Here is a 15784-nt window from a genome sequence, read left to right as displayed (position 1 = left end):
CCTCGTCCGGGTCGAGCCGGCGCAGCTCCTCGGCCAGGCAGTCCCGCACCTGGCGGCGCTGCAGCGCGACCCGCCGCTCCGGCTGACCCGCCTGGGTCAGCGTGCCGACCTTGCCGTCCGGGCGCGACAGCTCCACCACACCGGACCGGCGCTCCAGCCGCACGTCCACGATGCCCTCGCCGCGGGCGGCCTTCAGGCGTTTCACCGGCACCCGCAGGCACCCGGCGAGCCACGCGGCCAGCAGGTCCGTCGACGGTGAGTCGCTCTCGCCGCTGACCTCGGCCTCGGTGACCTTCTCGTAGGGCGGCAGGTCGAACGCCGACGCGAGCATCGCCCGCCACAGCGTCAACCGCGTCCACGCCAGGTCCGTGTCACCGGGCGTGTAGCCGGACTTGCGCTGCTCCAGCGCCCGGATCGGGTTCTTCTCCGCCGCCGCGTCGGTGATCCGCCGCTGCGCGAGCTGCCCGATCGGGTCCTGGGCGGGCACGGCGGGCGCCTCGTTCGGCCACCACGCCACCACCGGGGTGTCCGGCAGCAGCAGCGGCACGACGCACGACGCGCCTTCGTTCGCCAGCTCGCCGTACAGGCGCAGCACGACGACCTCGGACGCGCCCGCGTCACCGCCGACGCGGATCTGCGCGTCGAGCCGGGGAGCGGCCTTGCGCGCGCCGCGCGCCACCACGATCACCCGGCAGGGGTGCTCGCGGCTGGCGTCGTTGGCCGCGTCGATGGCGTCCTCGGTCTTGGTGCCGTCGTCGGTCACGATGACCAGCGTCAGCACCCGGCCGAGGGTGACCGCGCCGCCTTCCTCGCGCAGCCGCACGAGCTTGCTGTTGACCTGCGACGTGGTCGTCGAGGGCAGGTCGATGATCACGGACGCCTCCAGTGCCTGCCGGTGCGGGCCAGCATCTCGTCCGCTGACGCGGGGCCCCAGGTGCCTGCCTTGTACTTCTCCGGGGCGCCGTGGCGGCCCCAGTGGTCGAGGACGGGGTCCAGGATCTCCCAGGACAGCTCGACCTCGTCGTTCTTCGGGAACAGCGACGGCTCGCCGAGCAGCACGTCGAGCAGCAGCCGCTCGTAGGCCTCGGGGGACGACTCGGTGAACGCGTGGCCGTAGCCGAAGTCCATCGTGACGTCCCGGACCTCCATCGAGTTGCCCGGCACCTTGGACCCGAACCGGATGGTCACGCCCTCGTCCGGCTGCACCCGCACCACCAGGGCGTTCTGCCCCAGCTCCTCGGTCGCGGTGTCGTCGAACGGCAGGTGCGGCGCGCGCTTGAACACCACGGCCACCTCGGTGACGCGGCGGCCCAGGCGCTTGCCGGTGCGCAGGTAGAACGGCACGCCCGCCCAGCGGCGGGTGTTCACCTCGCAGGTGATGGCCGCGTAGGTCTCGGTGACCGAGTCCTTGGCGAACCCGCCCTCCTCCAGCAGGCCGGGCACCTTCTGCCCGCCCTGCCAGCCGCCGGTGTACTGGCCGCGGGCGGTGGTCTCGTCGAACGGCCCGATCGCCCGGGTCGCGGAGAGCACCTTCACCTTCTCCGCGCGCAGGTCGCTCGGCCGGAACGACACCGGCTCCTCCATCGCGGTCAGCGCGAGCAGCTGGAGCAGGTGGTTCTGGATCACGTCGCGGGCCGCGCCGATGCCGTCGTAGTAGCCCGCGCGACCGCCCAGGCCGATGTCCTCGGCCATGGTGATCTGCACGTGGTCGACGTAGTTGGCGTTCCAGATGGGCTCGTAGAGCTGGTTGGCGAAGCGCAGCGCCAGGATGTTCTGCACCGTCTCCTTGCCGAGGTAGTGGTCGATGCGGAACACCGACTCCTCGGGGAAGACGTCGTTGACGGTCTTGTTGAGCTGCTTCGCGCTGCTCAGGTCGTGCCCGAACGGCTTCTCGATGACCACCCGGCGCCACTGGTCGGGCCTGTCGCTCGGCGGCGTGGCCAGGCCCGCGCGCTTGAGCTGGTTGACCACCGTGGTGAACGCGCTGGGCGGCACCGACAGGTAGAACGCGTGGTTGCCGCCGGTGCCGCGGTCGCGGTCCAGGTCCGACAGCGTCGTGGCGAGCGAGTCGAACGCGCTGTCGTCGTCGAAGGTGCCCTGCACGAAGCGGATGCCCTCGGCCAGCTGGTTCCAGACCTCCTGCCGGAACGGCGTGCGCGCGTGCTCCTTGACGGCGTCGTGCACGACCTGCATGAAGTCCTGGTCGGCCCAGTCGCGGCGGGCGAAGCCGACGAGCGCGAAGCCCGGCGGCAGCAGGCCGCGGTTGGCCAGGTCGTAGATGGCCGGCATGAGCTTCTTGCGCGACAGGTCACCGGTCACGCCGAAGATCACCAGGCCGGACGGCCCGGCGATGCGGGGCAGCCGCTTGTCGCGGGCGTCGCGCAGCGGGTTGCGCTTGAGGGGAGTGGTCACGAACCGTCCTCCTGGATCGCCTCGACGAGCTGCGCGAGCCCGGCGACGCGGTCGGTCAGGTGCAGCCGCAGCACGGGGCGGCCGTGCTCGGCGAGCACCTGGCCGTCACCCAGCGCTTGGGCCAACTGCAACGTGCTGAGGTCGTACGGCCTGCCCGGCACCTCCAGCTGCGTCTCGGACGCGCCGGTGAGCTGCAGGAACACGCCGTTCTGGTGGCCGCCCTTGTGGTACTGGCCGGTCGAGTGCAGGAACCGCGGACCCCAGCCGAACGTGGTCTGCAGGTGCGAGCGCTGCGCCAGCTCCGCGCGGGTGAGGGCGAACGACGCGTCGTCCAGCCGGTCCAGGTAGGCCTGCACGGACAGGTAGCCGTGCTCCGGCGCGGCGGCGACGAGCACCCGCAACGCCTCCGCGACCGTCTTCACGTCCGCCGGCAGCCAGCCCTCGCTCGGGTAGGCCTCGATGGGACCGTCCACGAAGGCCGGTTCGACCGTCGACGCGGCGGGGGAGTCCAGCAGCGACCGGGCCGCCTTCTTCGCCGCCTCCACGTCGGGCTGGTCGAACGGGTTGATCTCCAGCACCCGGCCCACCAGCGCGGTCGCGTACTCCCAGACCAGGAACTGCGCGCCGAGCGAGCCCTCGACCGACAGCGACGACGAGCCGGTGGCCGGTCCGATCGCGACGGTCGTGGCGTCCGAGCGGGCGTCCACGAAACCGGGTGCGCCCGGCCCCTCGACGACCACGGGCAGCAGGCCGGTGCCGTTCTTGCCGGTCGACTCCGCGATCAGCTGCTCGGCCCAGTCACCGAACCCGGCGATGCCGGAGCCGGTGTCGGCGAACACGATCTTCTCCGCGCCGTGCGCGTGGGCCACCGCGAACGTCGCGGCCAGCACCACCGCCGGGTTGTCCGCCGAGTCGGCCGACACCAGCGGCGCGGCGGCGGCGGCCTCGTCCAGCAGCCGGCCGACGTCCGCGCCGGCCAGGCCCGAGGGCACCAGTCCGAACGCGGTGAGCGCCGAGTACCGGCCGCCCACGTGCGGGTCGGCCAGGAACACCTTGCGGTAGCCGGCCTCCCGCGACGCCGCCTCCAGCGGCGAGCCGGGGTCGGTCACCACGACGATGCGCGACGCCGCGTCGATGCCCGCGGCGGTGAACGCGGCCTCGAAGATGCGCCGGTGGCTGTCGGTCTCGACGGTGCCGCCCGACTTGGACGACACCACCACCACCGTGCGCTCCAGGTCGCCCGCCAGCGCCTCGGCCACCTGGCCGGGGTCGGTGGTGTCGAGCACCACCAGCGGCACGCCCGCCGTGCCGGTGATCACCTCGGGCGCGAGCGACGAGCCGCCCATGCCGGCGAGGACCACGCGGTCCACGCCTTCGGCGAGCAGCTCGTCGCGCAGCGCGGTGATCTCCGCGACCAGCGGGCGGGACGTCTCGTGCAGCGTCGTCCACGCCAGGCGGATGGACGCCTCCGACTCCGCGTCGGCGCCCCACAGGGTGGCGTCCCCGGCGGTGAGCCTGCTCGGAGCCGAATCCCGGACCAGGTCACCGATGACGGTGTCGACCTGGTTCTGGTTCGGTGTGCGGACGATCTCCACGGAGATCACCTCGGTCATGTCAGTCCTGTCCCGTTCTCGGCTCTCAGCCCTTGGCCTGGTTCAGCTGTCCGGTGACCGTCTCGAGCAGTTCGGCCCAGGACTTCTCGAACTTGTCGACGCCCTCGGTCTCCAGCGCGAGGAACACGTCGTCGAGGTCGATCCCGACCTCCACCAGCCCGTCGAAGACCTCCTGCGCCTGCGCCGCGCGCCCGGTCACCGTGTCGCCCTCGATCTTGCCGTGATCCGCGACCGCGTGCAGGGTCTTCTCCGGCATCGTGTTGACCGTGTCGGCCACCACGAGCTGGTCCACGTACCGGGTGTCGGAGTACTGCGGGTCCTTCACCCCGGTGGACGCCCACAGCGGGCGCTGCGCGCGGGCGCCTGCGGCGGCCAGCGCCTCCCAGCGCTCGCCGCGGAACGTCTCCTCGTAGGCCGCGTAGGCCAGCACCGCGTTCGCGATGGCCGCCTTGCCGCGCAGCTCGGCCGCGGCCGGGGTGCCCAGCGCGTCGAGCCGCTTGTCGATCTCGCTGTCCACGCGGGACACGAAGAACGAGGCGACCGAGTGGAGCCCGTGCAGGTCGTGCCCGTTCGCCTTGGCCTGCTCCAGGCCCGCGATGAACGCCTCCATCACGTGCCGGTAGCGCTCGACGGAGAAGATCAGCGTCACGTTCACGCTGATGCCCTCCGCGAGCACCCGGGTGATCGCGGGCAGGCCCGCGACCGTGGCCGGGATCTTCACCAGCAGGTTCGGCCGGTCGACGGCCTTGGCCAGGTCGAGCGCCTCGGCGACGGTGGCCTCGGTGTCGTTGGCCAGCCGCGGGTCGACCTCGATCGACACGCGGCCGTCGACGCCGGCGGTGGCGTTGTAGATGTCGCGGAACAGGTCGCACGCGTGGCGGACGTCCGAGGTGGTGATCTCGCGGACCGCCGCGTCGGTGTCCGCGCCGCGCGCGACCAGCTCGCGCACCTGCTCGTCGTACGCGGCGCCCTTGGCCAGGGCCGAGGCGAAGATCGTCGGGTTGGTGGTCACGCCGGTGACGTGCTTGTCCGCGATCAGACCGGCCAGGTTGCCCGTGTTCAGCCGTTCGCGCGACAGGTCGTCCAGCCAGATCGACACGCCCGCGTCACTGAGCGCGGCCAGAGGATTGGTGCTCATCTCGTCAACTCCCGTGCAGTCTTGTCGGTCACTTGACCTTGGCGAGCGATCGGCGGGCCGCCGCGACGACGTTCTCGGTGGTGAAGCCGAACTCGCGGAACAGCGTCTGGTAGTCGGCCGAGGCGCCGAAGTGCTCGATGGAGACGATCTCGCCCGCGTCGCCCGCGAACCGGTGCCACGGCTGGGCGATGCCCGCCTCGACCACCACGCGCGCCTTCACCGACGACGGCAGCACCTGCTCCTGGTAGGTCTTGTCCTGGGCGTCGAACCACTCGATGCTCGGCATGGACACCACCCGGGCGGCGACGCCCTCGGCCTCGAGCACCCTGCGCGCCTCCACCGCGATCTGCAGCTCGGAGCCGGTCGCGATGAGGATCAGCTCGGGCTCGCCCTCGCCCTCCAGCACGTAGCCGCCGCGGGCCACGCCCTCGGTGGCCTTCTCCTTGGTGCCCTCCAGCACCGGCAGGTTCTGCCGGGTCAGGGCAATGCCCTTCGGGCCCTCGGCGTGCTCGATCACGGCACGCCACGCGGCGGCCGTCTCGTTCGCGTCACCGGGCCGCAGGACGGTCAGGCCGGGGATGGCGCGCAGCGCGGCCAGGTGCTCGATCGGCTGGTGGGTGGGGCCGTCCTCGCCGAGGCCGATGGAGTCGTGCGTCCACACGTAGACGACCGGGGACTTCATCAGCGCCGCGAGCCGGACCGCCGGGCGCATGTAGTCGCTGAACACCAGGAACGTGCCGCCGTACGGGCGGGTCGGGCCGTGCAGCGCGATGCCGTTGAGGATCGAGCCCATGGCGTGCTCGCGGACGCCGAAGTGCAGCGTGCGGCCGTACGGGCTGGTCTTCCACATCTTGGTGGAGATCGACTCCGGGCCGAACGACTCGACGCCCTTCATCGTGGTGTTGTTCGACTCGGCCAGGTCGGCCGAGCCGCCCCACAGCTCGGGCAGCACGTCCTTGAGCGAGTTCAACACCTCGCCGGACGCCTTGCGGGTGGCGACGCCCTTCGGGTCCGGGTCCCACGACGGCAGCGCGTCGGCCCAGCCGTCGGGCAGCTGGTTGGCGACCAGGCGGTCCAGCAGCGCCTTGCGCTCCGGGTTCGCCTCGGCCCACGCGTCGAACGACTCCTGCCACTCCGACTTGGCGGCCTCGCCGCGCTTGATCACCGAGCGGGTGTGCTCCAGCACCTCGCCGGCGACCTCGAAGGTCTGCTCCGGGTCGAAGCCCAGGATGCGCTTGACCTCCGCGACCTCGTCCGCGCCGAGGGCCGAGCCGTGCGCCGCGCCGGTGTTCTGCTTGTTCGGCGCCGGGTAGCCGATGATCGTGCGCAGCAGGATGAACGACGGGCGCTCGGTCTCCGCCTTGGCGTTCTCCAGCGCCTGCTGGATCCCGGCGACGTTCTCGCCGCCCTCGACGACCTGCACGTGCCAGCCGTAGGCCTCGTAGCGCTTCGCGGTGTCCTCGGACAGCGCGATCGTCGTGTCGTCCTCGATCGAGATCTTGTTGTCGTCGTAGATGACGGTCAGGTTGCCCAGCTTCTGGGTGCCCGCCAGGGACGACGCCTCGGACGTCACCCCCTCCTCGATGTCGCCGTCGGAGGCGATCACGAAGATGTGGTGGTCGAACGGGCTCTGCCCGACCGGGGCGTCCGGGTCGAACAGGCCGCGCTCGCGGCGCGCGCCCATCGCCATGCCGACGGCGGAGGCCAGGCCCTGACCCAGCGGGCCGGTGGTGATCTCCACGCCGTTGGTGTGCCGGTGCTCGGGGTGGCCGGGGGTCTTGGAGCCCCACGTGCGCAGCGCCTTGAGGTCCTCCAGCTCCAGCCCGTAGCCGTTGAGGAACAGCTGGACGTAGAGCGTCAGGCTGGAGTGGCCCGCGCTGAGCACGAACCGGTCGCGGCCGATCCAGTCGGCGTCGGCCGGGTCGTGCCGCATGACCCGCTGGAACAGCGTGTACGCGAGCGGTGCGAGGCTCATGGCGGTGCCGGGGTGGCCGTTGCCGACCTTCTGCACCGCGTCGGCCGCCAGGACGCGGGCGGTGTCGACCGCGCGCTTGTCGAGGTCGGTCCAGTCTTCGGGCAGGTGGGCTTCGGTCAACCGGGCGATGTCATCGGTGACGGACACTGACTTCCAGCTCCAAACTCACTAGGCGGCGGTTGTGACGGCCGGGTGCGAACTTAATCGATCCCGTCAGGCCCGATCCGCGGCTACCAAGGTCCACCGGCCAGCCTAGTCCGACCGGCCGAGGCCCGTGGTACTCACGCTCTGTGGGTGTACGCACAGCCAAGGTTGGTGCGTTCAGGGAGTACCCGAACGGGCTGCTCGCGGAACGCACGGTTACGATCGGCCTCATTCCCAGACCTGACGAGGAGCGCGACGCGATGAGTGCCGTCACCGAGGCTCCGGCGCGGTCGCCCCGGCAGGTCGTCGGCGCGTACGTCGCGCTGACCAAGCCGCGGGTCATCGAGCTGCTGCTGATCACCACCATCCCGGCGATGCTCCTGGCCGCCCGCGGCCTGCCGCCGCTGTGGCTGATCGCGTGCACGCTGACCGGCGGCACCCTGGCGGCGGGCTCGGCGAACGCGCTGAACTGCTACGTCGACGCCGACATCGACTCGGTCATGAAGCGCACCAGCGCCCGGCCGCTGGCGAAGGACTCGATCCCGCCGCGCAACGCGCTGATCTTCGGCATCCTGCTGGGCGTCGTGTCGTTCGGGTTCCTGTGGCTGACCACGAACCTGATCTCGGCCGTGTTCGCGGTGGCCACGATCCTGTTCTACATCTTCGTCTACACCCTGGTGCTCAAGCGCCGGACCTCGCAGAACATCATCTGGGGCGGCATGGCGGGCTGCATGCCGGTCATCATCGGCTGGTCCTCGGTGACCGGCACGGTGGCGTGGCCCGCGCTGGTGATGTTCGGCGTGATCTTCTTCTGGACGCCGCCGCACACCTGGGCGCTCGCGATGAAGTTCAAGGAGGACTACGCGCGGGCGGGCGTGCCGATGCTGCCGGTGGTGGCGACGGCCCAGCAGGTCACCCGGCAGATCGTCATCTACTCGTGGATCACGGTCGCGTGCACGCTGCTGCTGGCCCCCGTGACGTCGTGGATCTACGTCGCCGTGGCGGCCGTGTCCGGCGTGTGGTTCGCGGTGTTCGCGCAGCGCCTGCACGGTGTCGTGCGGCGCGGCGGGTCGACCAACACGATGAAGTTCTTCCACCTGTCGAACCTGTACCTGATGCTCGTGTTCTGCGGCCTGGCCGTGGACGCGGTGATCGGCCTGCCGGTCCTCGGCTGGCCGTTCTGACCGGTCACCCGGGCCTTGATGCACTTTCCGCATAATTGCGGATAGCGGTCCGGGTGGGCGGGAGCCGTCGAAGATCACCCGACCGGGTGTCCTCCGACGAGGCGACAGCGCGGGACCGGCCTTGGGGCCCCTCAGGCTCCTAGGACACCGCCGACAGCAGCTCGGTGACGGTCGGGTCGTCCAGCGACTCCACGATGCACTGCCACAGCTCCAGGTTCGCCGTGGCCCACCGCGAGTAGGTGGCCGCCGCCTCCGCGTCGTAGAAGTAGTACCCCTCGTCGTGCTTGCCCCGCTGCTCGCCGACGATCTTGTGCGCCAGCTCCTTGAGCGTGATGCCGTTCTCTTCGAGGTACTTCGGCGCGAGCACCACCGGCGTCACCGGCAGCGCCTTGAACAGCGTGTCCGCGTCCGACAGGGCCTGCGCCTCCCGCGAGATGTCGCGGTGGCGGGTGCGCATCTCGGCCTCCTCGACGACCGCGTCGATCCGCGCCGAGACCTCGTCCGGCACGCCCGCGCGGGCCAGGATGTCCAGCCGCAGCCGCCGGCCGTCCACCGGCAGCGAGTTGCGCCTGACCATGTAGTTCACGTCGTGGACCAGTGCCGCCACCTCGACCAGCGCGACGTCCGAACCGTTGCGCCGGGCGAAGTGGACGGCTTTGTCCCGCACGAAGCTGACGTGGTGCCAGCCGTGGAACTGCAGTTTCGCGGCGAGGTCGCGGCACAGCCGCCAGACCTCGCACTCCACCTCGGAGATCGCGTGCGCGGTGACAGTGCTCATTGGACCCTCCCGTTCGGGTGGGCCGATGGTAGGCGCGCGCGGTGATCGTTCGGGGTGGTTACAGGTTGTTGGTCAGCACCTCCAGCCTCGCCTCGACCGGCACGTGCCGGTGGCTGGTGCGGGTGTCGGGGTCGTAGCTGAGGCTCCACGGGCTGACCGCGCGCGACTTGACCAGGAACGTCATGGTGTCGTCCGCGGCCTTCGGGATGCGGTGGAACTCGTGCGCGAGCATCGTCCCCGAGGCGCCCTCACGGGCCTCGTCGCTGCGCAGCAGGGTGGTGGACAGGATCGCCCCACCGTCGTCGGCCACGTCCGCGGTGAAGCGTTCGTGCAGGTAGGAGCCCGACAGGATGGTGGTGCAGAAGTGGTAGCGGTGGTTGTGGATGGAATCGGCGTAACCCCGGCGCCACTCGCGTTGCGGCTTGTACTCGTGCAGCCAGAACGTGAACGGCTCGGCGGGTTCGTCCCGCAGGCACCACGCGAAGTGGGTCGTCGTCTCGCGTGACCTGGCCACGACGCGCATCTCGTCCTGCGGGGAGAGGGCGCGCAGGTGCGCGCGCAGCCCCTCCCGCAGGCCGGGTCGGCCCGCCCATTCCCGGAAACGCCTCTCGACGTGTCCCCAGTGGTCGACGACAGGGGGGTCGGCCACGGTGATGAGCGTGGCGAGCTCCGCGAGGGCGGAGAACCCGGTGAACTCGGTGAGCACGACTTATCAGCTCCCCAGCTGAGCGGAGGCGGAGAATTCTTTGCGGAAGCGGTGGAACTTCTCCTCGAGTGATCGGAACCCGTCCTCGGTGAGCGCGGTCCCGGTGATCTTCTCGAACAGGGCGAAGAAGTCCTGCCGACTCGTGCCCGGTGTGATGACGAGGTGGAGCCCTGCCTTGGAATTGCTGATGCGCAGGAACTCGGAACGTTCCATCCCGTAGATGAACGACCCCTCGGAGAACCGGACCGTGCGCGGGTACAGGCGGAGCACGCCCGCGCCGGTGTTGCTGTACAGGGTGAGCCACACGCTGTCGTCGAACAGCTCCAGCCGGTCCAGCGGCGGGTCCGACACGATCGTCAGGTCGATCCGCGAGCACCGGCCGCGGGCCAGGAACAGGCCCACCAGGCCGATCGAGATGTGCTCGCGCAGCCTGGCCACGATCGAGTCGTAGTCGCCGTCGGCGCCTTCGTTGCGCAACAGGTAGCGGGCCCGCCCGCTGATCGCGTCACCGTCCCGCGGGTCGGCCAGGACGGCTTTGAGCTCGCACTCCGAGTGCGACAGCAGCAACCGGCACGCCGCGTAGCGGCCCGCGAAGCCGCGGAACACGTACAGCCGGGTGCGTTCCAGGTCCTGCATCATGAGCTGGTTGAACGCCGGGTCGGGTCGTGCGGTCGGCTCGAACACGTGGGTGGGGAAGAACTCACGGTCGAGCGACCGGTACTCGGCGCTGAGCTGGCGCAGTGCCCGGCGGCTCTCCTCGACGACGGGCGTGACCAGCGACCGCTGCGTCGCGGAACTGGTGATCAACGTCTGCCCGAAACCGACCACGGCCGAGATCAGCGTGCCGGTGCCGACCGACGTCAGGAACGTGCGCAACGCACCTTGATCCATTGTGCTGGAAATGGCCAGAGTGCTGCCGGAAGTGACTACCAGGGTGAGCAGGAGCAGGCCTGTTCTGGTCCAGAACAAATCTTGTAACAGGTTGCTGCGGACGCCCTTCGGCTCCGCCGACACGATGTCACCTCCTTGGTGGGCACTCGATCGGCCGAATGCTCTCGGTATCCGATCAAGTGCGCGGAGTTACTGTACGCGCGAGTACGCAACGGCGGAAGCGGTAATTAGTGGCACATTTGCGGATTGCTTCGTAGATCGACAGCAGCGCACCGTGACCGGCGTTGGGCCTGCTGGTGGGGCCGCGGCACGGCGTCCGGCGGTGAACCCTAAGCTCGGCAACCATGCGTACTGTCGGCCGTACGGCCCTGGCTCTCGTCTCCTTGTTGTCCGCCGGTCTGGCGCTGACCGCGTGCACCGCTAGCGACCGACCGTCCACCCTCACCACCACCCCGTCCGCGACCGCCGCCAAGCCCCAGGCCGAGCAGCCCACCGAGGCCGAGCTGCCCGAGCCGAGCGGCCCGCCGTGCGACGTGTCGCAGTACCAGGTGACCGGTGCGGCGGGGGAGAAGCCGACGATCACCGTCCCGACCGGCTGCACGCCGCAGGACGGCCTGGTCGTCAAGGACCTCGTCGAGGGCACCGGCGCCGAGATCAAGCCCGGCTCCAGCGCCGACCTGCACTACGTGCTGGCGACGTTCCGCGACCAGCGGACCCGCGAGGCGTCCTGGGACGGCGGCGAGCCGTTCCCGCTGAAGAACATCGGCCAGGCCAGCGTGATCCAGGGCTGGAACGAGGGCCTGATCGGCCTGAAGGAGGGCGGTCGCCGGCTGCTCGTCGTGCCGTCGGACAAGGGCTACCCGAACGGGCAGGGCGACATCCAGCCCGGCGAGACGCTGATCTTCGTGGTCGACGCGGTCAAGGTCGAGGGCTGACGCTCCCGGCGAACCGGAAGGGCGGTCCCGCGTGCCGGGGCCGCCCTTCCGCACGTGGGGGTCAGGGGACGAGCAGGAGCTTGCCGGTGGTCCGGCGGCCCTCCAGGTCCTCGTGCGCCCGCTGCGCCTCGGCCAACGGGTAGCGCCCGCCGATCCGCACGGTCAGCGCGCCGTCCGCCACGGCCGCGAACAGCTCGCCGGCCCGCCACTCCAGCTCCTCGCGGGTGGCCACGTACGCGGCCAGCGAGGGCCGGGTCAGGAACACCGACCCGGCGTGGTTGAGCCGCATCGGGTCGAACGGCGGCACCGCGCCGCTGGACGCGCCGAACAGCGCCAGCGTGCCGCGCGGCCTGAGGCTGGCCAGGCTCCCGTCGAACGTCGTCGCGCCCACGCCGTCGTACACGGCCGCGACGCCGACGCCGTCGGTCAGCTCCCGCACCACCGGCGCGAAGTCCGCCAGGTCGTACCGGATCACCTCGTCGGCGCCCGCCTCGCGGGCCAGCGCCTCCTTGGCCTCGGTGGACACCGTGCCGATCACCCGCGCGCCGCGCGCCTTGGCCAGCTGCACGAGCAGCAGCCCCACGCCGCCCGCGGCGGCGTGCACGAGCACGGTGTCACCCTCCTGCACCGGGTACGTGGACGCGACCAGGTAGTGCGCGGTCAAGCCCTGGAGCAGCAGCGCGCCGGCCGTGTCGTCGTCCACGCCGTCCGGCACCGCCACCGCGTTCCCGACCGTCACCACGGCCTGCTCGGCGTAGCTGCCGAGGGCCTGCGACCAGGCCACCCGGTCGCCCACCGCGAAGCCCGTCACGTCCGGACCCACCGCGCTGACCCGGCCCGTGCCCTCCAGCCCCGGCCCGAACGGCAGCGGCAGCGGGTAGCGACCCTCGCGGTGGTAGCAGTCGATGAAGTTCACCCCGGCCGCCGCCACGTCGACCAGCAGCTCACCCGCGCCGGGCGACTTGGCCTCCACGTCGGTGAACTCCAGCGCGTCCGGTCCACCGGGCGTGCGCACCACCACTGCCTTGGGCATCTGTTCGTCCTCCTGATCGCGATGTCCGTACGTCGTGCGCCAACCGCCGGGGCGGCCCGCCTGTTCCGCGGACCGGCCGCCCGGCGCGGCGTCTCACTGACCGAGAGCGACCTTGCGGGCCAGGCCCAGCGGCAACGCCCCCGCACCGGCGATGGTGTCGTGGAAGTCGCGCAGCGACCCGGTGTACTCCGACCGGATGCGCTCGATCTCCAACGCGCCGGTCAGGTACGACGGGGCCTGCGTCGGCCACGCGCAGTACCGGCTGACCTCGCCGGTGGCCGTGCCCGGCGTCAACGACGCCTTCGTGGTCATGAACTCCTCGGCCTCCTCCACACCCATGTCGCCGCAGTGCAACGCCGTGTCCACGATCATGCGCGCCGCGCGGAACAACCGCGCCTCGACGTGCGCCAGCTCCTGCGCGCGGGCCTTGGCCGCGTCACCGACCACCTCGGCGGTGAAGTAGCCGTGCTCGCGCAGCAGCTTCTCCGCGTACAGCGCCCAGCCCTCGGAGAAGTACGGGGTGCGGAACACCTTGCGCACCGGCCGGTCCTGCGCGGCCAGCCACGACAGGTGCCAGTGGTGGCCGGGGTAGGCCTCGTGCACCGCGATCGTGGCGAGCTGGGCGCGGGAGTTGGTGCGCAGCCGCTGCGCGGTCTGCTCGGCGGTGAACCCGTCCGGCGGGAACGGCACGAAGAAGTGGCCCGTCCGCTGGTCGGTCAGCGGCGGCGGCGACATGTAGGACGCCACCGACAGCACCGGGCGCTGGAACGCGGGCGACGGCACCACCCGGCACTCCTCGCCCTCGGCGAACGTCACCAGGCCGTGCTCCACCAGGAACGCCCGCGCCCGCAGCGTCTCCGCCTCGTACTCCGCGCGCATCGCCTCCGGCGTCGGCGGGTGGTCGTCCTGGAACGCCGCCATCACCGAGTGCCAGTCGTCCGACCCGGCCAGCTCGCGCATCTCGGCGTCCAGCTCGGCGTAGGCGACCTTGCCGCGCTCGTGCAGCTCGGCCGCGCCGTAACCCAGCACCTCCTGCTCGCGCAGCAGCGTCGAGTACAGCCGCTCACCCATCCGCCAGTCGCCCGCGGCCAGCCCGGCGAACTCGTCCAGGAACGCCGCCAGCTCGTCGAACGCCCTCGCGGCCGGTTCGGCGGCCTCGGCCACCTCCGCGCGCAGGCCCGGGTCGGACACCTCGGCGGGCAGCGTGGCGGTGAGGAACGCCCGTCCGGTGCGGGCCTGGTCGGCGGCGCGCTTCACGATCTTCGGCGCGGCCAGCCCCGGGTCCAGGTTCGCGCGGCACGCGGCCAGCACGGCGGGCACCTCGGCCAGCCGCCGCACCACGCTCGCCACCAGCTCGTGCTCCGGCCGCAGCCGGTTGAGGAACGCGCTGAACAACGGGAACAACACCCCGCCGGTGTAGAGCGACGGGTCGCGCCGCCACGCGGGCCACGTGGCCGACGCGCCCACACCGCGCAGCACGGCGACCACGAGGTCCCGGTCCACCGAGCCCTGGAGGTCGTCGGTGGTGATCGCGGTGAACCGGTCGAGCCACGTCCGCGCGCCGCGTTCGTAGTCGGTGAACGCGGCCGCGCTGAAATCGCCGAGGGTGTGGTCGTGCGCCGTCGAGCCGAGCATGGCGGCTTTGCCGGGGTTGTGGTCGAAGTGCCACGCGAGGAACTGTTCGAGCAGGTCGGTGGTGGTAGGCGTGTCAGTCACGCCCGCAAGCTACCCCGACCCCGGACCTCCTGGGGGCCACCGGGAACCCCGTTCGGGTTTGCCTGTTGACGGTCGTGAGTGCGGTCACGTGCGCGCAAGTTACCGACAGGTTCTAGTCTGGCGGGCGTGGCAGAGGACAAGAAGATCGGGCGCGCGGTGAAGACGGCGACGGCGTTCGTGGCCGCGCACGGCAAGCCCGTCCGGGCGGTCGTGGAGAACGTCGGCCGGGCGGGCGCGCGGGTCGTGCTGGTCGGTGACGACGGCGCCATGGGCGACGTGGTGCTGCCCGACGTGGCGTCGGCGGAGGCGCTGGTCGACGCGGTCGCGGACCTGGAGCGGCACGAGTGGGACCGCGAGACGACGGCCGCGGTGAAGATCGGGTCGGCGCACCGGCACAAGATGGCGGGCCGGTGAAGGTCCTCTTCGCCACCTGCGCGACGCTGCCGTCCGGTGACGGCGACGACGACGCGCTGGTCGAGGCCCTCGCGGACGTCGGCGTGCAGGCGTCGTGGACGACTTGGGGCACGCCGGTGCAGGCCGACCTGGTCGTGCTGCGGTCGACCTGGGACTACACCGAGCGGCTGCCGGAGTTCCTGGCGTGGTGCGACGCCGAGCCCGCGCTGGTGAACCCGGCGTCGGTGGTGCGCTGGAACACCGACAAGAAGTACCTGGTCGACCTGGCCGGCGCCGGTGTGCCGGTGGTGCCGACGACGCTGGCCGAGCCGGGCTTCACCGACTGGCCGGACGGCGAGTTCGTGGTGAAGCCGACCGTCGGCGCCGGGTCGCGGGGCGCGCTGCGCGTCGCGGCGGGCGACCACGCGACGGCCGCCGCGCACCTGGACGCCCTGGGCGTGACCGCGCTCGTGCAGCCGTACCAGTCGAACGTGGACGCCCTCGGTGAGACCGCCCTGGTGTTCCTCGGCGGGCAGTACTCGCACGCGTTCACCAAGGGCGCGATGCTCGTCCCCGACGCGGAGTACGACGAGTCCGGCCTCTACCTGGTGGAACGCCTGTCGGGTGCGACGCCGTCGGCCGCGCAGCGCCGGGTCGCGGAGGACGTCGTGGACGCCGCCGCCGAGCTGACCGGCCTGCGCCGCGACGAGTTCCTGTACGCGCGGGTGGACCTGGTCCCGGGCCCCGACGGCACGCCGCTGCTGCTGGAGCTGGAGCTGGTCGAGCCCTCGCTGGGCTTCCGGCAGACCGACGCCACCGCGCCGCTGCGGTTCGCGTCCGCGGTCCGGGCCGCCCTCTCCCGGCGC

Annotated in this window: 14 protein-coding genes; 4 read left to right on the top strand and 10 right to left on the bottom strand. The window is 71.5% G+C overall.

Annotated features, from left to right (window positions below; translation table 11 throughout):
- From opcA to tkt, 5 genes are all read right to left on the bottom strand, one after another.
- On the bottom strand, positions 1-874 hold an 874-nt coding region (opcA, locus tag AB0G02_RS14330), incomplete at its 3' end, for a glucose-6-phosphate dehydrogenase assembly protein OpcA (RefSeq protein ID WP_360793722.1).
- Complete coding sequence (zwf, locus tag AB0G02_RS14325) at positions 871-2412, bottom strand: glucose-6-phosphate dehydrogenase (protein ID WP_360793720.1); 1542 nt, start codon at positions 2410-2412, stop codon at positions 871-873. The genes opcA and zwf, both read right to left, overlap by 4 nt.
- Positions 2409-4025: a glucose-6-phosphate isomerase gene (locus AB0G02_RS14320; protein WP_360793718.1), complete on the bottom strand. Its 1617-nt coding sequence runs from the start codon at positions 4023-4025 to the stop codon at positions 2409-2411. The genes zwf and AB0G02_RS14320 overlap by 4 nt, the downstream gene beginning before the upstream one ends.
- Before the next feature lie 25 nt (positions 4026-4050).
- Entirely contained in the window at positions 4051-5163 is a 1113-nt protein-coding gene (gene tal, locus AB0G02_RS14315; RefSeq protein ID WP_360793716.1) for a transaldolase, read from the bottom strand.
- A gap of 28 nt (positions 5164-5191) precedes the next feature.
- Complete coding sequence (gene tkt / locus AB0G02_RS14310) at positions 5192-7285, bottom strand: transketolase (protein ID WP_360793714.1); 2094 nt, start codon at positions 7283-7285, stop codon at positions 5192-5194.
- A gap of 257 nt (positions 7286-7542) precedes the next feature.
- Between tkt and AB0G02_RS14305 the strand changes: the two genes are divergently transcribed.
- On the top strand, positions 7543-8466 hold the full coding sequence (locus AB0G02_RS14305; RefSeq protein WP_360793712.1) for a heme o synthase: 924 nt from the start codon (positions 7543-7545) through the stop codon (positions 8464-8466).
- 139 nt (positions 8467-8605) lie between these two features.
- On the opposite strand, the gene AB0G02_RS14300 is transcribed toward AB0G02_RS14305, so the two are convergent.
- The 3 genes from AB0G02_RS14300 to AB0G02_RS14290 are packed head-to-tail and all read right to left on the bottom strand — an operon-like array spanning position 8606 to position 10964.
- Entirely contained in the window at positions 8606-9244 is a 639-nt protein-coding gene (locus AB0G02_RS14300) for an HD family phosphohydrolase (RefSeq protein ID WP_360793710.1), read from the bottom strand.
- Positions 9245-9302: 58 nt separating this feature from the next.
- Positions 9303-9950: a hypothetical protein gene (locus AB0G02_RS14295; protein WP_360793708.1), complete on the bottom strand. Its 648-nt coding sequence runs from the start codon at positions 9948-9950 to the stop codon at positions 9303-9305.
- Between the two features lie 6 nt (positions 9951-9956).
- Positions 9957-10964, bottom strand: a complete 1008-nt coding sequence (locus tag AB0G02_RS14290) for a hypothetical protein (RefSeq protein WP_360793706.1) — start codon at positions 10962-10964, stop codon at positions 9957-9959.
- Between the two features lie 221 nt (positions 10965-11185).
- On the opposite strand from AB0G02_RS14290, the gene AB0G02_RS14285 reads away from it, so the two are divergent.
- The gene (locus AB0G02_RS14285) at positions 11186-11776 is read left to right on the top strand and encodes an FKBP-type peptidyl-prolyl cis-trans isomerase (protein ID WP_360793704.1); all 591 of its coding nucleotides are present in this window, start codon (positions 11186-11188) and stop codon (positions 11774-11776) included.
- A gap of 61 nt (positions 11777-11837) precedes the next feature.
- Here AB0G02_RS14285 and AB0G02_RS14280 read toward each other — a convergent pair whose 3' ends face one another.
- Positions 11838-12809: a quinone oxidoreductase gene (locus tag AB0G02_RS14280; RefSeq protein ID WP_360793702.1), complete on the bottom strand. Its 972-nt coding sequence runs from the start codon at positions 12807-12809 to the stop codon at positions 11838-11840.
- A 93-nt stretch (positions 12810-12902) separates the two neighbouring features.
- Positions 12903-14525: a DUF885 domain-containing protein gene (locus tag AB0G02_RS14275; protein WP_360793700.1), complete on the bottom strand. Its 1623-nt coding sequence runs from the start codon at positions 14523-14525 to the stop codon at positions 12903-12905.
- 126 nt (positions 14526-14651) lie between these two features.
- Between AB0G02_RS14275 and AB0G02_RS14270 the strand changes: the two genes are divergently transcribed.
- Positions 14652-14939: a hypothetical protein gene (locus tag AB0G02_RS14270; RefSeq protein ID WP_360793698.1), complete on the top strand. Its 288-nt coding sequence runs from the start codon at positions 14652-14654 to the stop codon at positions 14937-14939.
- Positions 14936-15784 (top strand): hypothetical protein (locus tag AB0G02_RS14265; protein ID WP_360793696.1); only part of this gene is annotated, 849 nt, incomplete at its 3' end. The genes AB0G02_RS14270 and AB0G02_RS14265, both read left to right, overlap by 4 nt.

This window comes from Actinosynnema sp. NPDC023658 (assembly GCF_040639995.1).
In the GTDB taxonomy this organism is placed as follows: Bacteria; Actinomycetota; Actinomycetes; order Mycobacteriales; family Pseudonocardiaceae; genus Actinosynnema.
This window is presented reverse-complemented; position numbering and strand designations above follow the sequence as displayed.